The organism is Commensalibacter nepenthis (assembly GCF_029953305.1).
Lineage (GTDB): Bacteria > Pseudomonadota > Alphaproteobacteria > Acetobacterales > Acetobacteraceae > Commensalibacter > Commensalibacter nepenthis.
Genome location: NZ_JASBAN010000001.1, coordinates 1,902,712 through 1,920,030 on the forward strand (window position 1 = coordinate 1,902,712; position 17,319 = coordinate 1,920,030).

The 17,319-nt window shown below is 36.6% G+C and carries 16 protein-coding genes; 9 read left to right on the top strand and 7 right to left on the bottom strand.

The window, feature by feature from the left end; genetic code table 11:
• Window positions 1–33: 33 nt before the first annotated feature.
• The gene (locus QJV33_RS08970) at window positions 34–801 is read right to left on the bottom strand and encodes an ABC transporter ATP-binding protein (protein ID WP_281463007.1); all 768 of its coding nucleotides are present in this window, start codon (window positions 799–801) and stop codon (window positions 34–36) included.
• Window positions 802–808: 7 nt separating this feature from the next.
• Window positions 809–1,657 carry an ABC transporter permease gene (locus QJV33_RS08975; protein ID WP_281463008.1) on the bottom strand — a complete coding sequence of 283 codons (849 nt, stop codon included), beginning with the start codon at window positions 1,655–1,657 and terminating at the stop codon, window positions 809–811.
• Window positions 1,658–2,046: 389 nt separating this feature from the next.
• Between QJV33_RS08975 and mqo the strand changes: the two genes are divergently transcribed.
• On the top strand, window positions 2,047–3,534 hold the full coding sequence (mqo, locus tag QJV33_RS08980; RefSeq protein WP_281463009.1) for a malate dehydrogenase (quinone): 1,488 nt from the start codon (window positions 2,047–2,049) through the stop codon (window positions 3,532–3,534).
• Between the two features lie 60 nt (window positions 3,535–3,594).
• Here the strand turns inward: mqo and QJV33_RS08985 are convergent, their stop codons facing one another.
• Window positions 3,595–4,911: a multidrug effflux MFS transporter gene (locus QJV33_RS08985; protein ID WP_281463010.1), complete on the bottom strand. Its 1,317-nt coding sequence runs from the start codon at window positions 4,909–4,911 to the stop codon at window positions 3,595–3,597.
• 413 nt (window positions 4,912–5,324) lie between these two features.
• Here QJV33_RS08985 and QJV33_RS08990 point away from each other — a divergent pair, with 413 nt between their 5' ends.
• Window positions 5,325–5,759 (top strand): 5-fold beta-flower protein, encoded by a 435-nt coding sequence (locus QJV33_RS08990; protein WP_281463011.1) that lies wholly within the window; start codon window positions 5,325–5,327, stop codon window positions 5,757–5,759.
• Window positions 5,760–5,787: 28 nt separating this feature from the next.
• Here QJV33_RS08990 and QJV33_RS08995 read toward each other — a convergent pair whose 3' ends face one another.
• Genes QJV33_RS08995 through QJV33_RS09005 form a run of 3 tightly spaced genes read right to left on the bottom strand, consistent with a single transcriptional unit; the run spans window position 5,788 to window position 7,853 of the window.
• On the bottom strand, window positions 5,788–6,549 hold the full coding sequence (locus QJV33_RS08995) for a class I SAM-dependent methyltransferase (RefSeq protein WP_281463012.1): 762 nt from the start codon (window positions 6,547–6,549) through the stop codon (window positions 5,788–5,790).
• A gap of 21 nt (window positions 6,550–6,570) precedes the next feature.
• Window positions 6,571–7,383, bottom strand: a complete 813-nt coding sequence (locus QJV33_RS09000) for a fructosamine kinase family protein (protein ID WP_281463013.1) — start codon at window positions 7,381–7,383, stop codon at window positions 6,571–6,573.
• Window positions 7,380–7,853: a low molecular weight protein-tyrosine-phosphatase gene (locus QJV33_RS09005; protein WP_281463014.1), complete on the bottom strand. Its 474-nt coding sequence runs from the start codon at window positions 7,851–7,853 to the stop codon at window positions 7,380–7,382. The genes QJV33_RS09000 and QJV33_RS09005 overlap by 4 nt, the downstream gene beginning before the upstream one ends.
• A 296-nt stretch (window positions 7,854–8,149) precedes the next feature.
• Here QJV33_RS09005 and QJV33_RS09010 point away from each other — a divergent pair, with 296 nt between their 5' ends.
• Genes QJV33_RS09010 through QJV33_RS09030 form a run of 5 tightly spaced genes read left to right on the top strand, consistent with a single transcriptional unit; the run spans window position 8,150 to window position 14,214 of the window.
• Window positions 8,150–10,600, top strand: a complete 2,451-nt coding sequence (locus QJV33_RS09010; RefSeq protein ID WP_281463015.1) for a cache domain-containing protein — start codon at window positions 8,150–8,152, stop codon at window positions 10,598–10,600.
• Window positions 10,597–11,616, top strand: coding sequence for an MlaE family ABC transporter permease (locus QJV33_RS09015; RefSeq protein WP_281463016.1), 1,020 nt, complete (start codon window positions 10,597–10,599; stop codon window positions 11,614–11,616). Before QJV33_RS09010 ends, QJV33_RS09015 begins: the two co-directional genes overlap by 4 nt.
• A 3-nt stretch (window positions 11,617–11,619) precedes the next feature.
• On the top strand, window positions 11,620–12,312 hold the full coding sequence (locus tag QJV33_RS09020) for a P-loop NTPase family protein (protein ID WP_281463017.1): 693 nt from the start codon (window positions 11,620–11,622) through the stop codon (window positions 12,310–12,312).
• 1 nt (window position 12,313) lies between these two features.
• Entirely contained in the window at window positions 12,314–13,291 is a 978-nt protein-coding gene (locus QJV33_RS09025) for an MlaD family protein (RefSeq protein ID WP_281463018.1), read from the top strand.
• Window positions 13,288–14,214 (top strand): hypothetical protein, encoded by a 927-nt coding sequence (locus tag QJV33_RS09030; RefSeq protein ID WP_281463019.1) that lies wholly within the window; start codon window positions 13,288–13,290, stop codon window positions 14,212–14,214. The genes QJV33_RS09025 and QJV33_RS09030 overlap by 4 nt, the downstream gene beginning before the upstream one ends.
• A 21-nt stretch (window positions 14,215–14,235) precedes the next feature.
• Here QJV33_RS09030 and QJV33_RS09035 read toward each other — a convergent pair whose 3' ends face one another.
• Window positions 14,236–14,649 (bottom strand): DUF423 domain-containing protein, encoded by a 414-nt coding sequence (locus tag QJV33_RS09035; protein WP_281463020.1) that lies wholly within the window; start codon window positions 14,647–14,649, stop codon window positions 14,236–14,238.
• Window positions 14,650–14,868: 219 nt separating this feature from the next.
• Between QJV33_RS09035 and QJV33_RS09040 the strand changes: the two genes are divergently transcribed.
• A complete protein-coding gene (locus QJV33_RS09040) occupies window positions 14,869–15,477 on the top strand; it encodes an NUDIX domain-containing protein (RefSeq protein ID WP_281463021.1) in 609 nt (202 codons plus the stop codon).
• Between the two features lie 238 nt (window positions 15,478–15,715).
• Window positions 15,716–17,275, top strand: coding sequence for a glucan biosynthesis protein (locus tag QJV33_RS09045; protein WP_281463022.1), 1,560 nt, complete (start codon window positions 15,716–15,718; stop codon window positions 17,273–17,275).
• The last annotated feature ends 44 nt before the right edge of the window (window positions 17,276–17,319 follow it).

The window sequence follows — 17,319 nt, forward strand, 5'->3', positions numbered from 1 at the left end:
GCTTTTTATTATAATGCAATATAAAGTGGCATATTAGTCTTTTTTTACAATTTCCTCATAAGGTTTGTTTAAATAAACAGGCAATACTTCTTCGGGGGTACCATCCATTTTCAAAAACCCTTGATCTAGCCATAATACACGATTACACCATTTGGCTATTGTTTCAGCCGAATGGGTAGAAATGACCAGAATTTGTGAATTATGAACCATATTTTCTATACGTTTGGTCGCTTTTAAAATAAAGCCAGCATCTCCAGTGAGAAACCATTCATCCATCATCAGGATTTGAGGGGGGATAGCCGTTGCAAGACCAAATCCTAGTCTTAATTGCATCCCAGAGCTATAAGTTCTGACTGGTAAATCAAGATAAGTCCCTAGTTCAGAGAATTCAGCAACACTTTCTGCTATTTCCAGCGTTTGTTGCTTTGAATATCCATTAAGAGAACATTTTAAATTAATATTTTCTCTGCCTGTCAGACCAAAATTCATTCCTGCATTTGGGTCGAGTAAAGTGCTTATGGTGCCTTCAACACGAATATGCCCTACGATAGGTTCATAGATGCCCGTCATAGTGCGTAGTAAAGTGGTTTTACCCGCACCATTTTGACCAATCAAACCAACCTTGTCGCCTTGGCGCAATGTAAAATTAATATCCCTTAAACTTTGAACAAGAATTTTTTTATGTTGATCTTGCCTCAAGCGACCAGAAATGAATAAATGTGTCATTTTACGCAAATTGCGTGTGTTCTCGTGGTATAAAGGAAATGAAATAGAAAGGTTTTTTACAGTAATACTGGGCATGGTTTTTTTACATCCAGTAAGGAATTCGAAAACGAGTTTTACTAAATATCAATAATGCTGCTATCCATAAAAGAATGCTATAACCAATAGCAGCAATCCATATTGAAGCAGACAAACTTTCACCTAGAATAGGAGATCTGACGATTTCAAATAATGGATAAAGGGGATTTAGCAAAATATAGTTACTATTAAAATGCAGTGAGCTGGCTTTCCAAATGATTGGCGTAATGAAGAAAAGGGATTGCATAACACCAGCAACAATAGGTGGGATATCTTTAAAACGTGTGCCCAATATTCCAAATATAATACCCAGAGCAAGGCTGTTTGCAAGCCACAAAAATGTTGCGGGCAACAGAAAATACAATGTATAGGGAACAATTTTGAAAATAGTAAAAACTACAATAATAACTAGTAAATTATGTAAAAGAATCAAAATGTTACAAAAAACATTGCGCCATACATAGATACTATAGGGAAGCCGTTGTGATAAGATAAGTTGGCTTGAATTGGTGAAAATGAGACAGCTATCGTTAACCATACCATTTACATATGTCCATAGAACAACAGATATAGCGACGTAAGTAAAATAATGCTGCAAGTCTAAATGTAACAAATAAGCATATAAAATACCAATTGTAGAAATCTTAGCACCCATAATAATGGTAATCCAAAAAGGTCCCAATATCGATCCGCGATAGCGTAACTTAATATCGAGTAACGCCAATTTCCATCCTAGTCGCCATTGTATCACTCCTTGAAGAAGGTCTGTTAACGCAAGTTTTATGTTTTGGCTGAGGCTGACGGACCTGAGGTCAATGACAGGTTCCTTGATTATTGTTGGATCATGATCCGACATTATAATATCCTTGGAAGAGATAGAGTATGGCAACAAATAATTGCTGCGATTTTACTGTATAAATATTAAATGAGAAAGAGGTAATTGTTTTTGATTTTTTAAAATTGAGTATGGTGTTTTGTGACAAGCGAATTATAATGAATTGACAATATGTATATTAATATTAAAAATTTTAATTTGTAATATAATATTTGAAATGTTACGAACATTATTTTGTTCAAATTTTATATACAATTTTTTTAAAGTAAATAATATTCTATATTTATAATTATTTTTATTTTTTCTGTTCTCGAAAATATTATCAGGCTTTATATAGGTCATTTTTCAATTTTGGAGTATATTGACCAAATGATTAGTAATTCTGCTTGGTAATATAAACGTGCGGTAAAATGAAAAATATATCTACAAATGAAGTTAAAGATGCGGTCTTAATAGGCGCTGGTATCGTCAGCGCAACATTAGGAGCATTATTAAAAGAGTTTAATCCAGACATTAAAATGGCAATTTTAGAAGTGCGCAATACAGGAGCAGAAGAAAGCTCAAGTGCATGGAACAATGCTGGAACAGGTCATGCTGGATTATGTGAATTAAATTATACGCCTTTTATTCCTGGGCAACAGGTGAATTTAAAAAAAGCAATTTTTACCAATGCGCAATTTGAAGTATCCAGATCGTTCTGGAGTCATCTTGTGGCAAATGGTGCTTTTAAAACGCCAACAGATTTTATTAATCCTGTTCCTCACATGAGCTTTGTGCAGGGTGAAGCCAACGTTGCCTTTTTGAAGGAACGTTTTGAAAAGTTGAAACAGCATCCTGGTTTCAGCAAAATGTCTTTTTCAGATGATAATCAACAAATCCAAGACTGGGCACCTTTGGTTGCCAAAGGCAGACCAGCAAGAGAAAAGATGGCTTTGACTCGTGTCGAAGGTGGAACTGATGTTAGTTTTGGTGCGTTGACACGCAAACTACTTTCTCATCTAGAGGAACAACAAAATATTGATGTTGGATATTGCGAAAGAGTAGAAGACATCAAACGCATCGGTGATGTTTGGGAAGTTAAAAGTAAAAACATTATCACAGGTGAAGAAAAATCAATTCGATCTCGCTTTGTGTTTATTGGTGCGGGTGGTGCAGCTTTGTTGTTGTTGCAAAAATCTGGTATTCCCGAAGGTCGTGGAATTGGTGGTTTTCCAGTCAGTGGGCAATGGTTGCGTTGTGATAGTCCTGATATTGTTGAGCAACATCATGCTAAAGTATATGGATTATCCACAGAGGGATTACCCACCGTTGTTGCGCCTCATTTGGACACGCGGATTATTGATGGTAAGAAATCGCTTTTATTTGGACCTTATGCAGGATTTACGACTAAGTTTTTAAAGAAGGGATCTTATTTTGATGTATTGTCTTCAATACGTTTAGACAATATCGAATCTTTGGTTTCTGTTGGTATTCACAATCTTGACTTTATTCGCTATTTGATCGATCAATCAACACAAACAATGGGAAAACGGATGGCTGCGTTACATCGTTTTTATCCTTTGGCAAAAGAAGGGGATTGGAAACGGCAAATTGCGGGGCAACGCGTTCAAATTATCAAAAGAGATCAATATGGTCGCTCTATTTTGCAAATGGGAACCGAGGTTATTACGTCTAGTGATAAATCTTTAGCTGCATTATTAGGGGCATCGCCTGGGGCTTCTGTTTCAGTTTCCGTCATGTTGAACTTAATTGAAAATTGTTTCCCTGAACAGGTCAAAGGTGCTTGGGCTGAGAAAATTAAAAAAATCTTCCCAGCACGTGAGGCTGAATTGCAAACAGATGCTGCGCTTTATAATAAAGTGCATGATTTTGCAAATAAAGTTTTACAATTAACTTAGGTTAATGATGGAACTACGATAAAAAAAACCTACCATTTGGTAGGTTTTTTATTCATTATTTCAGTCTAAGTCTTTTAAGAACGCATAATAATTATGTTGTCCTTGTCTTACACCAGCTTTCATTTTTTTGATGATGGTTCTTGTTGTATTCTTACGCCATAAATTAAATATAAACATTCCTAGCACCCCGATGAATACGCCGATTGCAACGGATAACATATTGGTGGCGGGAAGTTTACTCATCATCCAGCTGCTCATTGCTCCAAGAAGGAATTGAATTGTGCCTAATAAAGCCGATGCACTGCCAACGCGTCGACCATGGAGAATAAAGGCAAATATGGTACAATTAGGGAATACGAACCCTAGGCATCCCATAATGATAACAATGGGAGCACAGTGAAGCACAATACCCATTGTATTCAAAGGGATTGGTAATAAACAAATAATAATAAATAAAATACTGGTTACAAATGCGATGTTCGTTGCGACATTTAGCATAATATACGGACGGATTTTATTTAATAATAATCCGTTAACTTGGTTACATGCTGCGATAATAAAGGAGTTAATTCCAAACCATATTGCTAATTGCAATTTTGTAAATCCCATGGATTTGCTTAGCACATCAGGCGTGCCACTAAGGTACGCAAAAATCATGAAAAGGGCAAATCCAGTAATCATTGTATTGGTGAGAAATATTGGCTCACGGACAATACGAATATAACGCCAAAAAATAGAGCTGACAGAAGAATAAATACGGTATCTTAGCAGTAACGTATCGGGTAAGTAGAAGAATACGACAAAGCTGCCGATAATGCCGTAAATTCCCATAATCCAAAATAATATTTGCCAAGGAAATTTGATAACAATTAGCCCACCTAGGGTTGGTGCGACAATTGGAACGATACAACTGACCAAAGCTAATTGTGCCATAATTTTAATCCCAGCAGAGCCAGATGAAATATCGCGAACCATTGCTCTTGGGATTACCATTCCCGCTGATCCACCGAGGGAAGATAAAAAGCGAAAAAAACAAAAAACGTAAAAATCTGAAAAAATCGCACAGCCAATAGAGCCGATGGTAAAAATAATTATTCCAATTAAAAGAGGGGTTCTGCGTCCCAGACGATCTGATATGGGACCAATGGAAAGTTGACCCAGTGCCAGGCCGATAAACCATACAGTTAATGTCATTTTAGCAGCACCATCGCCGTAACCAGCTAAATCTTGATTGATTTGCGGAAAAGCGGGGAGGTACATGTCTGTTGCCAAAGGTCCAATCGCTGTAAGCAAGCCAAGTATAATAATGACCCACATGGACAGCTTTTCGTTAAAGCTATTCTCAGTTGAAGGGGGCGTTGTAGAGATATTACTCAAAATTTAGTTTCCACAAAATAATTGAAAATTATACAATAATTAACTGTTTTACGATGGGTGTTCGGTAATGATTGATTGAGTTAAACATCAGAATTTATAGAACTACATGTAAACAGACAAATGTGATTTTCTCTTTAAATCACAAAATCTTTACCCCTTCCTTATCCTAATTCTACAAAGGACGTAAAGTCTTATTTTAGATATTCAGGGATGTATTTCACATTATTTTTAAATGTTTATTATATATGCAACAAAAATTGCTTATTAATTTCAAAAAAGAATAATCAATTATATTATAATTGTTTTACAGCCAAGTTATTAATTTTAATTATCTAAAGCAATCTTGCTCTTGTTTGTTTTATTTGTTCTGCTATCCTACTCATTATTCATATAAGGAAGGATGTATATATATTATGCGGTTAAGTTTTCTCAATAAAACAACATTAGGCATGGCTGTTGCTGGAACTGTATTATTGCTATCAACATCTAACGTTATGGCAAAAGGTCAGATCTATAATAATGTCGGTAAAGAAGTTGGGCATATTGATAACCAAGGAAATATTTACGACAATATCAGCGGCTTTAAAGGACGTTTACAACAAGATGGCTCTGTATTTGGATCTGATAATCAATTAGTTGGACGTGTGGATAACAAAGGTTCAATTTTTGATAAGAATAATGTCCAAGTAGGACAATATGATGCATCCAATGGAAATATTTATGATGCACATCGTCAAATTATCGGGCATTTGCAAAAAGACGGTAATGTGTATGCACCAGATTCTTCCTTGATTGGAAAAGTTGATCCAGGAAATATCATTGGTGCAATTATGTTATTAAAACATTAATTTTTGCTTTAATTTTATATTTTTTAGCCTATCCCTTTACTATAAAAGTCGCTGTGGGTAGGCTGAAATTATGATTTTCTTTGAATTTTAATATTGATTTTACATGAGCTGGGGCTACTCGTTGCAGTTCAATAATAGCTTGAACACAATTCATAGAAGGTTTGGTTCTGTTGATCCAGCCATTAAACTCTAAATCCAACTCTCGTTGTGTAATAGAATGTAACGTAAATCCATGAATAGCAAATAGTTGGGTATATTCTGCGATATTATAATTTCTGACGTGTGAGTGGTCTCTTAATAATTCGATTGTTTGTAAAAAGCTGTCTGCGGTTTTATCCAAAGGGGCGATTGTATCGATGATAATTACCGTGCCATTTGGGTGAAGTACGCGTTTGATTTCTGCAATTCCTTGTGCCAAATTGTGCCAGTGATGGCTACTAAAACGGCTAATTACCCAGTCAAATTGGTGATCTTTAAAAGGTAACTGCTCTGCGGGTGCTTTTTGGGTTGTGATGTTGTTTAAGGCTTTTTCTTGAGCGGTTTGTAATACGGCATCCAACATGGTTTGACTGATATCACAAGCCACAACTTCTTTTACCAAAGGTGCAGCACAATAGCTGACATGTCCACCACCACATCCTAAATCTAATAAAGAGGCTTTATTTTCGTTTTTTAGTAACTCTTTAATTTGTTCGAGGTCTGGTCCAAACGCATGGACTTGGCTGGTAACATACTGTTTTGCACGAGGGTTATAGCTTTGTGCAACATAGTCTTGAGGGATGTTCATCATCAGTAAAATATCCAAAAGAAGTTATATTTTTAAACGGGTTAATAAGGTTTGGATCATATCAACATAATAATTGCCAAACAGAATATAATGGACAATCGCTGGAAAGAGTTGATAGACCGGTAAACGTTCTTGCCAGTTGGGTTCCAAGAGGGAATAGCTGTTATAAAAAGCGTCCGGTGGGCTACCAAAAATATTTAACATAGCAATATCAACTTCGTTATGACCAAAGTAACATGCTGGATCAATCAAATAGGGTCGATTGATATGGGTAATGATATTACCAGACCATAAATCCCCATGTAACAAAGATATAGGGGGATGCTCGGGAATATAATGATCTAAGTTTGTCGTTAATTTTTCAATTTGGACAGCAATATGGATAGGTAATTGATCAATATAGCATAATAAACGATTTTCTCGCCAAAACTCGACCCAATTATTGCTAAAGCTATTTTTAAGTGGCACTTTCCCGAACCCATAATCTTCTTGCCATCCATAAGAAGGGTTGTGGATTTGGTGTAATTGATTCAGAGTCAATCCAAGATTTTGCCAAGCCTCTTTGGATAAGCAATTGGTTTCTTGGATAGCTTCCATAATTAAAAGCGTATCATTTGCAAAAATTACTTTTGGAACATCAATATGATGCTGATCTAGAAATTTCAGCATATTGCCCTCAGTGTTGGGCGATGCACCATTTTTGATAACATAATTTTGCTCCGCGCTGGTGGTAATCATGAATGTTTCAGAAAGATCGCCCTGTGTCAAAGGTTGCGTATTCTCTATTTTATTTTCAAGATATTGTTCTGCGACTTGAATTAATGAAATTTTATTCATAGTTTTTTCTCAAAATAATCAGCCAAACCAACAACACCCAAATAAACTTGATTCCAAGTTGTTTCGAAATCGAGTTGATCTCCATAATAAGGATCAGCGATTTCTTGTCCTTTATGGGTCATAGAGTAATCCATTAACAAAGATATTTTGTGAAGACATTCTGGCGGGGCTATTTTTTTTAATTGATGAATATTTCTATGATCCATACCGATAATATGGGTAAAACTTACAAAATCCTCTAGTTGAATTTGTCGTCCACGATAGGTATTAATATCAATATTATGGCGTGCAGTTTCTTTGATTGCCCGATTATCAGGTGGATTATCGATGTGCCATGAACCAAGCCCAGCAGAATCAACTTTGATGTGTAGGTGTCGCTTTTGAATTTCACTTGTAAAGGCTGCTTGTGCCATCGGAGAGCGACAAATATTGCCAAGACAAACGAATAATACAGAAAAAGAAGAGTGCATTTTATGATCCATATATAGGCTGAGGGTAATCATTGAAAATGATAGGCGCTTATTTTTGAATAAGTAATAACTTAATCATATATAACAGAATGATAAAAAAATTATTGAAATTCAATGATAATTATAAGCTTGAATTATTGGGATGTTGAAATTTAATATAATTATAGATATAAATAATGGGTATATTTGTATACTATAATTAATTTGATCGGTTTAATTAGTTTTAAAATAATATTATTTAATGATTATTTTACGGATGAGAAAGCCTTTTATTTATTAGCTGTGGGGAATTTTAAGTGCCTGCTGGTGAAATTGTTGATCCAACCAAGGATTCAGTAAATCGTTTCTGGCGTTTATTTTTACGGATAGGCGTTCCTATTTTGGGCGTGATTTTGGTTGTTTTCGTTGTTGTAGGGGTAACGTTACATTCCTATCGTCAAACCAAATCTGGAATTTTAAAACTTACCCACATTATTTTAAAAACTGAACAGTCACGTGTATCTCAAGAGGTTATGAGTTACCTTTCCCCTGCGACGGTCAGCAGCAAATTGGTTGTTGATATGCTTTCTCATATTCCTTCTGAATATGAAACAGGGATGTTTTATACATATGTGATGAGCAGCTTGCGTCAAACAAAACAGTTACAATCATTTTACCTTGCTGACGAAAAAGGTAACTTTACGATGATTGAACGTATTGTTGATAATCCCAATAAGGTGAGGATAGTCACCTTAAAACCAGATCAGAATGGAGGACAATTTTTAGAGGAGTTCTCTACGTTCGATGGTAAAAAAATATCCAGAACATCACGCCCAGCCAATGCTTATGATCCTCGTTTACGGTCTTGGTATGAGCAAGCTATGAAAAATGGTAAATTAACATGGTCTCGACCTTCGTTAATGCCGTCTAAAAAAGGGTTAGTGATTACAGCCTCAATCCCATTTCAAGATCGAGACGGTAAAAAGGGCGTTTTCGCAGTTAGTATTTCCTTGCAGCAATTAACGACGTTTTTAAGTTCATTAAATATCAGCCAGCATGCCAGAGCCATTATTGTGGATCGTCAAAAGAATATTATTGCGTCACCAGGGTTGTTAATGCAATTTGGTGATAATGAGTGGAACTCGGAAGCAAGCAAGATTAATCCAAAATTTAGCCCCGTTATTGCACGTGCATATGATCAATTTTTGGTCGATGGAATTGGTGTTCGTTCATTTAAAATTAAAAAAGATGAACAAACGAGTCATGACAAGGATACGCCTTTATCCTCTTCACTCGAATCTATTGCTGGAAATTATATTAGTATCACGTCACAACTTCCTGAATCCGTTCAAAGTTGGGTAGTTTTGATCGTTATTCCAGAAAGTGACTTTTCCAATTTTGCGGTTACGAGTGGTAAGCAAAATTTACTGTTTTCATTATTGGTAGTTGCTCTTGCTGCGGCGATGGCAGGTGTGTTGATCTATCAAGGTCACAGAATGGATCGATTATGGAAACGGTTTAAATATGTTCAAAATATTGCCGAGCAAGAAAATAATGCGATTGAGATGATTGCGTCTAAGTCAGAGATATTTGATCCTAATAATGAAGCCTTAATTTTAACAGAAGGGCTGTGTAATCTGGTTTCTGCGAAAAGGGTCAGTGTTTGGCATATTTCAGAAAGTCAGAAGTCATTAATTTGTAATGATCTATATAATAGCGAGGATGGGAATCATGCTGAAGGTGTACAATATTCTATCCAAGAAGTCCCAGATTTCTATAAAGCGATTACGGAAGGTGAGACTCTTGAAATAGAAGATGCTGTTAATGATGGTCGTATTTCGAATTTTTATAGATCGTTCATGCGCTCTGCGGAGACAAAATCTGTATTGATTACACCAGTCCTTGGAAAAGATGGCGTTATCGGAGCCGTCATCATCGAGGACACGCCACATCTTCATAATATCCGTCATATTACCAAGATTTTTGCAGGTTTGGTTGCTATGCGTTTCGTTGCTGCAGAAATCCAGCTAAAAGAATTAAATCTTGTTGGTGGTGAGACTGAGAAAAGCCATGCGACTTCTATAGAGAAAATTACTCATGATGTTCAAGATAGTTTATCAACCTTGTCAAATGAAGCGAAAACAGAGTTTCTGGTTAAACCTGGTGCTGTAAAATATCATAATTTTGATTTTGGTGATTTGAGTGAAGATGAACAACAAGGTATTTATCCAGCCGTTGCTGTGATGAACATCACTTTTAGTGGTTACTTAACTTCTGATATTGAGGAATCTTCGAAATTGGTGACGCCAATACGTGAATTGGTCATTGTTTTACAAGATATTGCTAAGAAATATGGTCTTTTCTATGTAAAAATTATGGGTGGTCATTTAGTTGCTGTTGCGGGATGCATGAAAGAGCCTGATATTACCGCACCGATTCGATTGGCACATGCCGCATTGGATATGCGAGCAGCTTGTATCGAAATGATTCCTGGGATGGGAACCGAATCTAATTTTGGTATTGGAATAGATGTGGGACCTGTTTTGGGATCGTGGTTTGGTAAAGAGCCCAGAACATTTAATTTATGGGGACCAGCCGTCGGAATGTCGGGGTTAATGGCAAATATGGCAACTGATGGCAGCGCAGTACAAGTGACTCAAAGTGCTTATATGGCTCTTAAAAATGACTTTTTATTCAGACCAAGAGGAACTTTTTATATTCCAAAGGTTGGTATTTCACATACATTTATTCTTGCTGGTAGACGATGAAATATTCAGATGATTTTGAAAATAATCCTTTGGAAAAAAAGGAAAAACAAAATCGAATAGAAGCAATGCTATCTGATTTGGATAAAGATGGTATCAACGATCTCGATCAATATGTTGAAGATATTCGTAACCGCGAGATCGATCAGGCACAACGTCTGTCTGTTCAATTAAAAATGGTCAAGGACGGTCGTTTTGCGTGGTTGCAAAAAATTGGAATTATTCTTTTTTGGTATTCGTGCCCAATATTATATGCTATTGGTGCAAAAACTCGCAGTTATTTTAGATTTTTACTTGGGGTGCTAGCCGCATCATGGGGAGTGTTGGTCGAAAGTATTTCGCCGATCACTTGGCGTCGCACGGTAAAATATGAATTCAAAAGATCGTTGGGTCAAGTTGTTTGCGGAGGCTTTTTTAGCACCTTTTTTATAGCAACATTGGCTGGACTAGCTGTGGTATCTCAGGCAATTTTTTGGCTGGGTGCGGCTGGGTTGACCAAGATGACAGGACCGATCTTAATCACGATTTTAGTCAGAGAAGTAGCTCCTATCCTAGTTGGAATGATTTTATTGGGACGTAATGGTATTTTGACCGTTACAGAATGTAGTCTGTTGGCTATGGGCGGGCAGCTCAAATCATTGACAGTCATGGGGATTGATCCTTTTATTACGATTGTCTTACCTAGGGTATGGGCTTTTACAATCGGTAGTTTTACTTTGGGAATGATTTTTGGTACGACTTCATTATTTATGGGGTATGTTGTTACCTATGCTTTGGGAACGATGCAGGATTCTATCTGGACTTTTTATAGCAATATTTTGGCAGCAATGTCTGTGGCTGATTACGTTTTGGTTCCTTTGAAATTTATTATTATGGGATTTATGATTGGGGTTGGCTCTTGTATTACGGGTATGAACGTGAAGGTGAATGATGAACCATCAACGTTATTGCCCAAAGGGTTTACACGTGGAATCATGTTAATCATGGTGGTTAATATTTTGTTTACGTTGGATTTTTAAAAAATGGCAAATAAAATATTACTAGATATCCATGAGGCAAAACCTTCGTTTGATGAAAATTATTTGCCGCCTGTTACTTTTAATTTAAAGGTAAAATCAGGTGAATGCGTGATTATTGAATCACGAGATCCGGAAACTGCAACCGCTTTTGCTGATTTATGTAGCGGTATGATTGCTTTGAGAGAAGGTAAAGCTTTATTCAAAGGCTTAGATTGGTTTGAGTTAAAAGAACCACGATTATCCGCATTGCGGGGATCTATTGGTCGGGTTTTTCAAAAAAACGGATGGATGGAAATGTATTCCGTTGCCGTGAATATTTTATTGCCTTCATTGCATCATACCCGAATTCATGAAGATAAATTGGTTGATCAAGCGATGATACTTTGTCATAAATTTGGATTGCCAGGATTGCCTATGGATACATCGAGAGAAGTAACAATGATTGACCTAGCTCGTGCATCATGTGTGCGTGCTTTGTTAAATAATCCAGATTTGTTATTATTAGAATATCCAGCAGAGGGTTCTTCTGCTGAACTGATGCCTCCTTTGTTGGAGATGTTGAATGTTGCTCAAAATAGAGGGGCGAGTATCATTTGTTTTACACGTCAATTTAGTTTGTGGAATGATTATAAAGATCGTGTAACGCATTGGATGCGTTTACAAGAAAAAGGTTTAACCTCAATACGGCTGGGATGAAATGTTTAACAGTAAACAATATACGAAAACACGACAATTATTTCAGTTAAGATATGCCAATGAATGGACAGGTGGATTGGTGTTATTATGCCTGTTGGCTTTTGTCGGAGCCGTGATTGAGGCAGGTGTGTTAAGAGACTGGATGACACCCGCAGCAGAGTTAAATATTGTTTTGCCCCAAACTGGGGTGGATAATTTATCTGTTGGGGATAATGTCGAGGTTTTTGGGATTAGTGCGGGAACTATTAAGAAGATTAATGTTAATCCTGATGGTGGGCTATCCGCTGTTGCTGCGATTGATCCGAAATTAACCACTTTTATTCGACGCGATAGCCAAGCAACTATCAAAAGACAGTTTGCGGTTGCTGGGGCGGCATATGTATCAATTACACGGGGATATAGTACAAAACTTGATTGGAAATATGCAGTATTGGTGGCGAAAACAGAGCCTAATCCTGCGGATCAGATTTCTCAAATGGTCATGCAGATTCATGAACGCATCGTTCCAACAATGGATAGTGCGAAGAATATGATGGCTTCTTTGGAAATGATTGTTGAAAATATTCAACAGGGTAAAGGGTCTATTGGTCAGCTTGTGAATAATGATGAATTGATACGTCGTGCCGAAAATATGGTTCAGACATTGAATAATATCATTGAACAATTACAACCGATCGAAAATAATTTGAATAAAGTTGTAACCCACGCAGATACAATGGTCGTTAATTTTGGTAAAGTTTCCAAAAATATTGCGCAGGCTTCACCAAGCTTGGTTCCTATTGCTAAAAATTTAGTTCCAATTAGTAAGAATGTAAAAGATTCTACAGAGCAATTACCTGCAATGATGACGCAATTACAATCTACTGTTGCTGATTTACAGAAGTTAATTGTTCAAGTTAAAGGATTGTGGCTATTGGGGGGGAATGGAAAAGAGCCTCGCCGTTCAAAACGCTTGCCAGCACGTGAGGTCAGACCATGAGGTTTTTTTATAAAAATTGTGCATTATTCGTACCGGTCCTTATAGGATTGGCTGCTTGTGGTGGTGGACAAGAGCCTGATCCTGTGCGGGATGATCCTTTTGATCGCACGATGAATGTTGCGGATGAGGCGGTTTTTTATGATCGTTTGCAACAAGCTGAAACCAGTTATCAAAAATCTTTTGACTATGCGATTACCAGTGATGACGCAGCGAATATCAATGATGCGGGTTATAATTTAGCTATTATTCAACTTGGATTGAATAATGTACAAGATGCATTAAAAACTGTGGCAAAAACCAGTAACGAGCTGAAAATTCGAAGACAAGAAAACAGCCCTCAATTAGAGTTGATAAGTGCTGCTATATTTTATCGTATGAATCGGTTTTTAGACGCCGCTTTGGCAGCAAAGCAAGCGGAGAAAAGCAAAGATGAAGATATCCAAGAACGTGCGTATTTTTTATCAGCTTTGATTGCAAATGATGAAAATAATTTAAATGAGGTTGCTCAGTATTCTCAAAAATTAGATCAACTTTTATCGCAAAGCAAAGCTAAAATAGAAGAGAGTTGGAAAGCGGATCAAAAAGAATTACATGCTTTGCTAGCTTACAAACAAGGGGAATTTGATCAAGCTATGACCAACGCCAAAGAGGCGCAAGACATTCGTCGTAACCAAGTCGAATATCGTGCAATGGTCAGGACATTGGCGTTGCAAGGATTGATTAGTGAAGGTGAAAAAAACTTTATTTCAGCGGCACAATTTTATGTCAGAGCTGGAAAAAGTGCATTATTACTGAAAGATTATGCAGAGGCAAAAAAATATTTAGATCGTGCAGCTGGCCTTCATGCTGATCAATTAACATATCAATTAGCGTCTGATGCTTTGATTGATTTGGGGAAAAAAACAAAGAAAACATCAGAGTAATTGTTTATAAGATCGTCATTATTAATGATTATGGCGGTCTTTAATTAAAAATGCTGCAATGGTTAAATAGAGCCATGTGATAATCAGTGTGCTGCCCCCCATTGGAGCCAGAGGAACAGGCGGGTGAGATCCGGTTAATGCTGTATAAAAAACAGCTCCACAAAATAACCAAAGCCCGATATTGAACGCACATCCTATGATGTTCAGATGAATAGAAGGTTGCCAAATTTTCTGTAAAATAGAAACTGCAATTAATGCGACGCTATGAATAAATAAGATTGTATCAGCAATGCGAGCCATTTCTCTGCCATTATCTATAAAATATTGATCAGGAAGGTGGGAAGTAAATGAAGAGAGAATGACAGCGGTCATTCCATAAAATGCACCCGTTGCTAGCCAAAAGCGAGTAGAGAAAAAAGATGTTTTTGAAGACATGTCAGAACAATCAGATGATAAGAATTATAATTTTATTTCAAAAATCAAAATAACAGTTATTTTTAATTGAGAATAATTATTATTATGAGCAAAAACAAGGCTTATCTTATAATTTTAAACGAAATGATAATTGTAGGTTAGAATTTATCTAAAATAAGAACAAGATCTTTATAGAAATATTATATATACAAATTGTGAAAGATTGAGGAGTGTTACGCAATGTCAAAAATGGTTTTACAAAATACACACACTTTGTGGGATGGCCATTCACAGTTAGAAATGACAGAAATGATTCAACAATATGATGACGGATCTACAAAATCTTTGAAGAGAGAAGTGTTGAAGGCTCGCGATAGTGTCGTTGTTTTATTATATCGTCAAGATACAAAGAAATTGGTGTTGACTTCTCAATGGCGTGCACCGATTGTCTTTCGCGGTGATAATCAACCTGTGATTGAAGCATGTGCAGGAAATATCGATCAAAAAGATTTCGAAAACCATCAACAAGATGTTTTGGCAGCAGCAAAAGCGGCAGCAATCAGAGAAGTAGAAGAAGAAACAGGATGGCATATTGCTGAGCTTGATTATTTATATGCATTATATAGTTGTTCAGGAATATCTACTGAAAAATTATATTATTTTATTGCCAGTGTAGATGAAAAAATACAGCAAGGTGGTGGTGTTCGTGAAGAAGGTGAAGATATTGCAGTGCTAGAAGTGACTTTACAAGAAGCCATTAAAAAAATTGAAAAAGGTGAAATCGTAGATTTAAAGACAGTTGTTTTGATTCATTATATTCAATTACATCTTGTTGATTATTTTAATTAATTAATAATTAATGTGCTTTAAGGTGTAATTTGCAAATTATTGTTTTTCGTGTATGCTGATTGAATGCAAATACAATCATTAATACATAATGGTTATTATTTAAAAGCTGGGTAATAATAGAGAATTATATGATTTTATCTGTTACTTTGCTCTATAATTGTGGCTATTCAATCATAATATTATTTGATACTGATTATTATCTTACATTATTCAACTATAGTTATTTAAGGGGTTAAACGTGGTATTTCGTCGAGATCTTTTACGTTCAGCTGCGGGTATTTCATTAGCCAGTGTGGTAGGAGAAGCAACGGGTTCATTAGTACCCCATGCGGCAGCCGCTGACAGCAAAGCAAGTGATGATGATAAAGGCAAGCCTTTTGATCAAACAACTGTCCGGCAATTGGCTCGTGATATGGCCAAAACGTCTTACAAAGCTCCTAGTAATAAATTGCCAGATGCGATTGATAAACTCGATTTTGATGGTTTTCGCAGTATTGAATTTAAACCAGAGAGTGCTTTGTGGCATGGCAGTAATTTAAATTTCGAAGTGCAATTTTTCCCCAGAGGCTTTTTATACAGACCCCGCATTGATATTTATGAAGTGGTTGATGGGGTTTCTAAACCAGTACCTTATAATCCTGATATGTTTAATTATAAAAATCCAAAATTACGAGTTGAGGATAATTTAGGTTTTTCTGGATTGAAGCTGATGACAAGGCTGAATCAAAAAGATGTATTCGAAGAATTTGCTGTATTTTTAGGTGCTTCCTATTTCCGCGCAGTTTCTAAGGGACAACAATATGGGTTATCAGCACGTGGTTTTGCCAAAGGAACAGCCGATCCTCAAGGGGAAGAATTCCCGTTATTCAGAGCTTTTTGGATTGTCCAACCCAAATCTGGAATTGAATCCCTTGTGATTTATGCATTGCTCGATAGTCCGTCTTTGACGGGGGCATTTAAATTTACAATTCGTCCAGGGGATACAACGACATTCGATGTGGAAAGTTATTTTTATCCACGCAAGACCATTGCTAATGGTGGCGTAGCTCCGTTGACAGGTATGTTTTATTTTGATGCGAATAATCGTAACCATGTTGATGACTGGCGACCTGCTGCCCATGATAGTGAGGGATTGTTAATGTGGACAGGAACAGGCGAGCAAATATGGCGTCCTTTGAATAATCCTGTTGATTTACAATATTCTGTATTTATGGATACAGCTCCCAAAGGGTTTGGTTTAATTCAGCGCAAACGTGATTTCTCTCAATATGAAGATTTGGCTTTGCATTATGAATTACGTCCGTCATTATGGGTAGAGCCCGTTGGTGAATGGCAATCCGGAAGTATGAATTTGGTTGAAATTCCTACACCAAGTGAAGTGAATGATAATATTGTTGCATTTTGGCGTCCAAAACAGCCTTTTAAAGAGGGTGGGGAATATTCTTTTACCTATCGTTTATATTGGGGATGGGATAATCCGTGGACTTCAGACCTTGCAAGAGTGGCAGCAACGCGTGTTGGTGCAGTGGTTGATAAACCCGATGTTCGTTTTTTCTGTATTGATTTTTTTGATGGACCTTTGACTCATTTCCCAACTAATAAACAACTGACATTAAATGTTACAAGTTCGACAGGTAAAATCAGCAATATTGTGGTAGAGCCCAATCCAGTTACTCATGGATGGCGAACGACTTTTGAATTTGCACCTGAAAATGCAAAAACAGCAGAATTAAAATGTGTTTTAATGGATGGCGATCAACCTATTTCTGAAAAATGGATGTATCGTTGGACAGCATAGTATTTGTTACATAGTAATCTTAAAAGCTTAGATTAAATGACAAT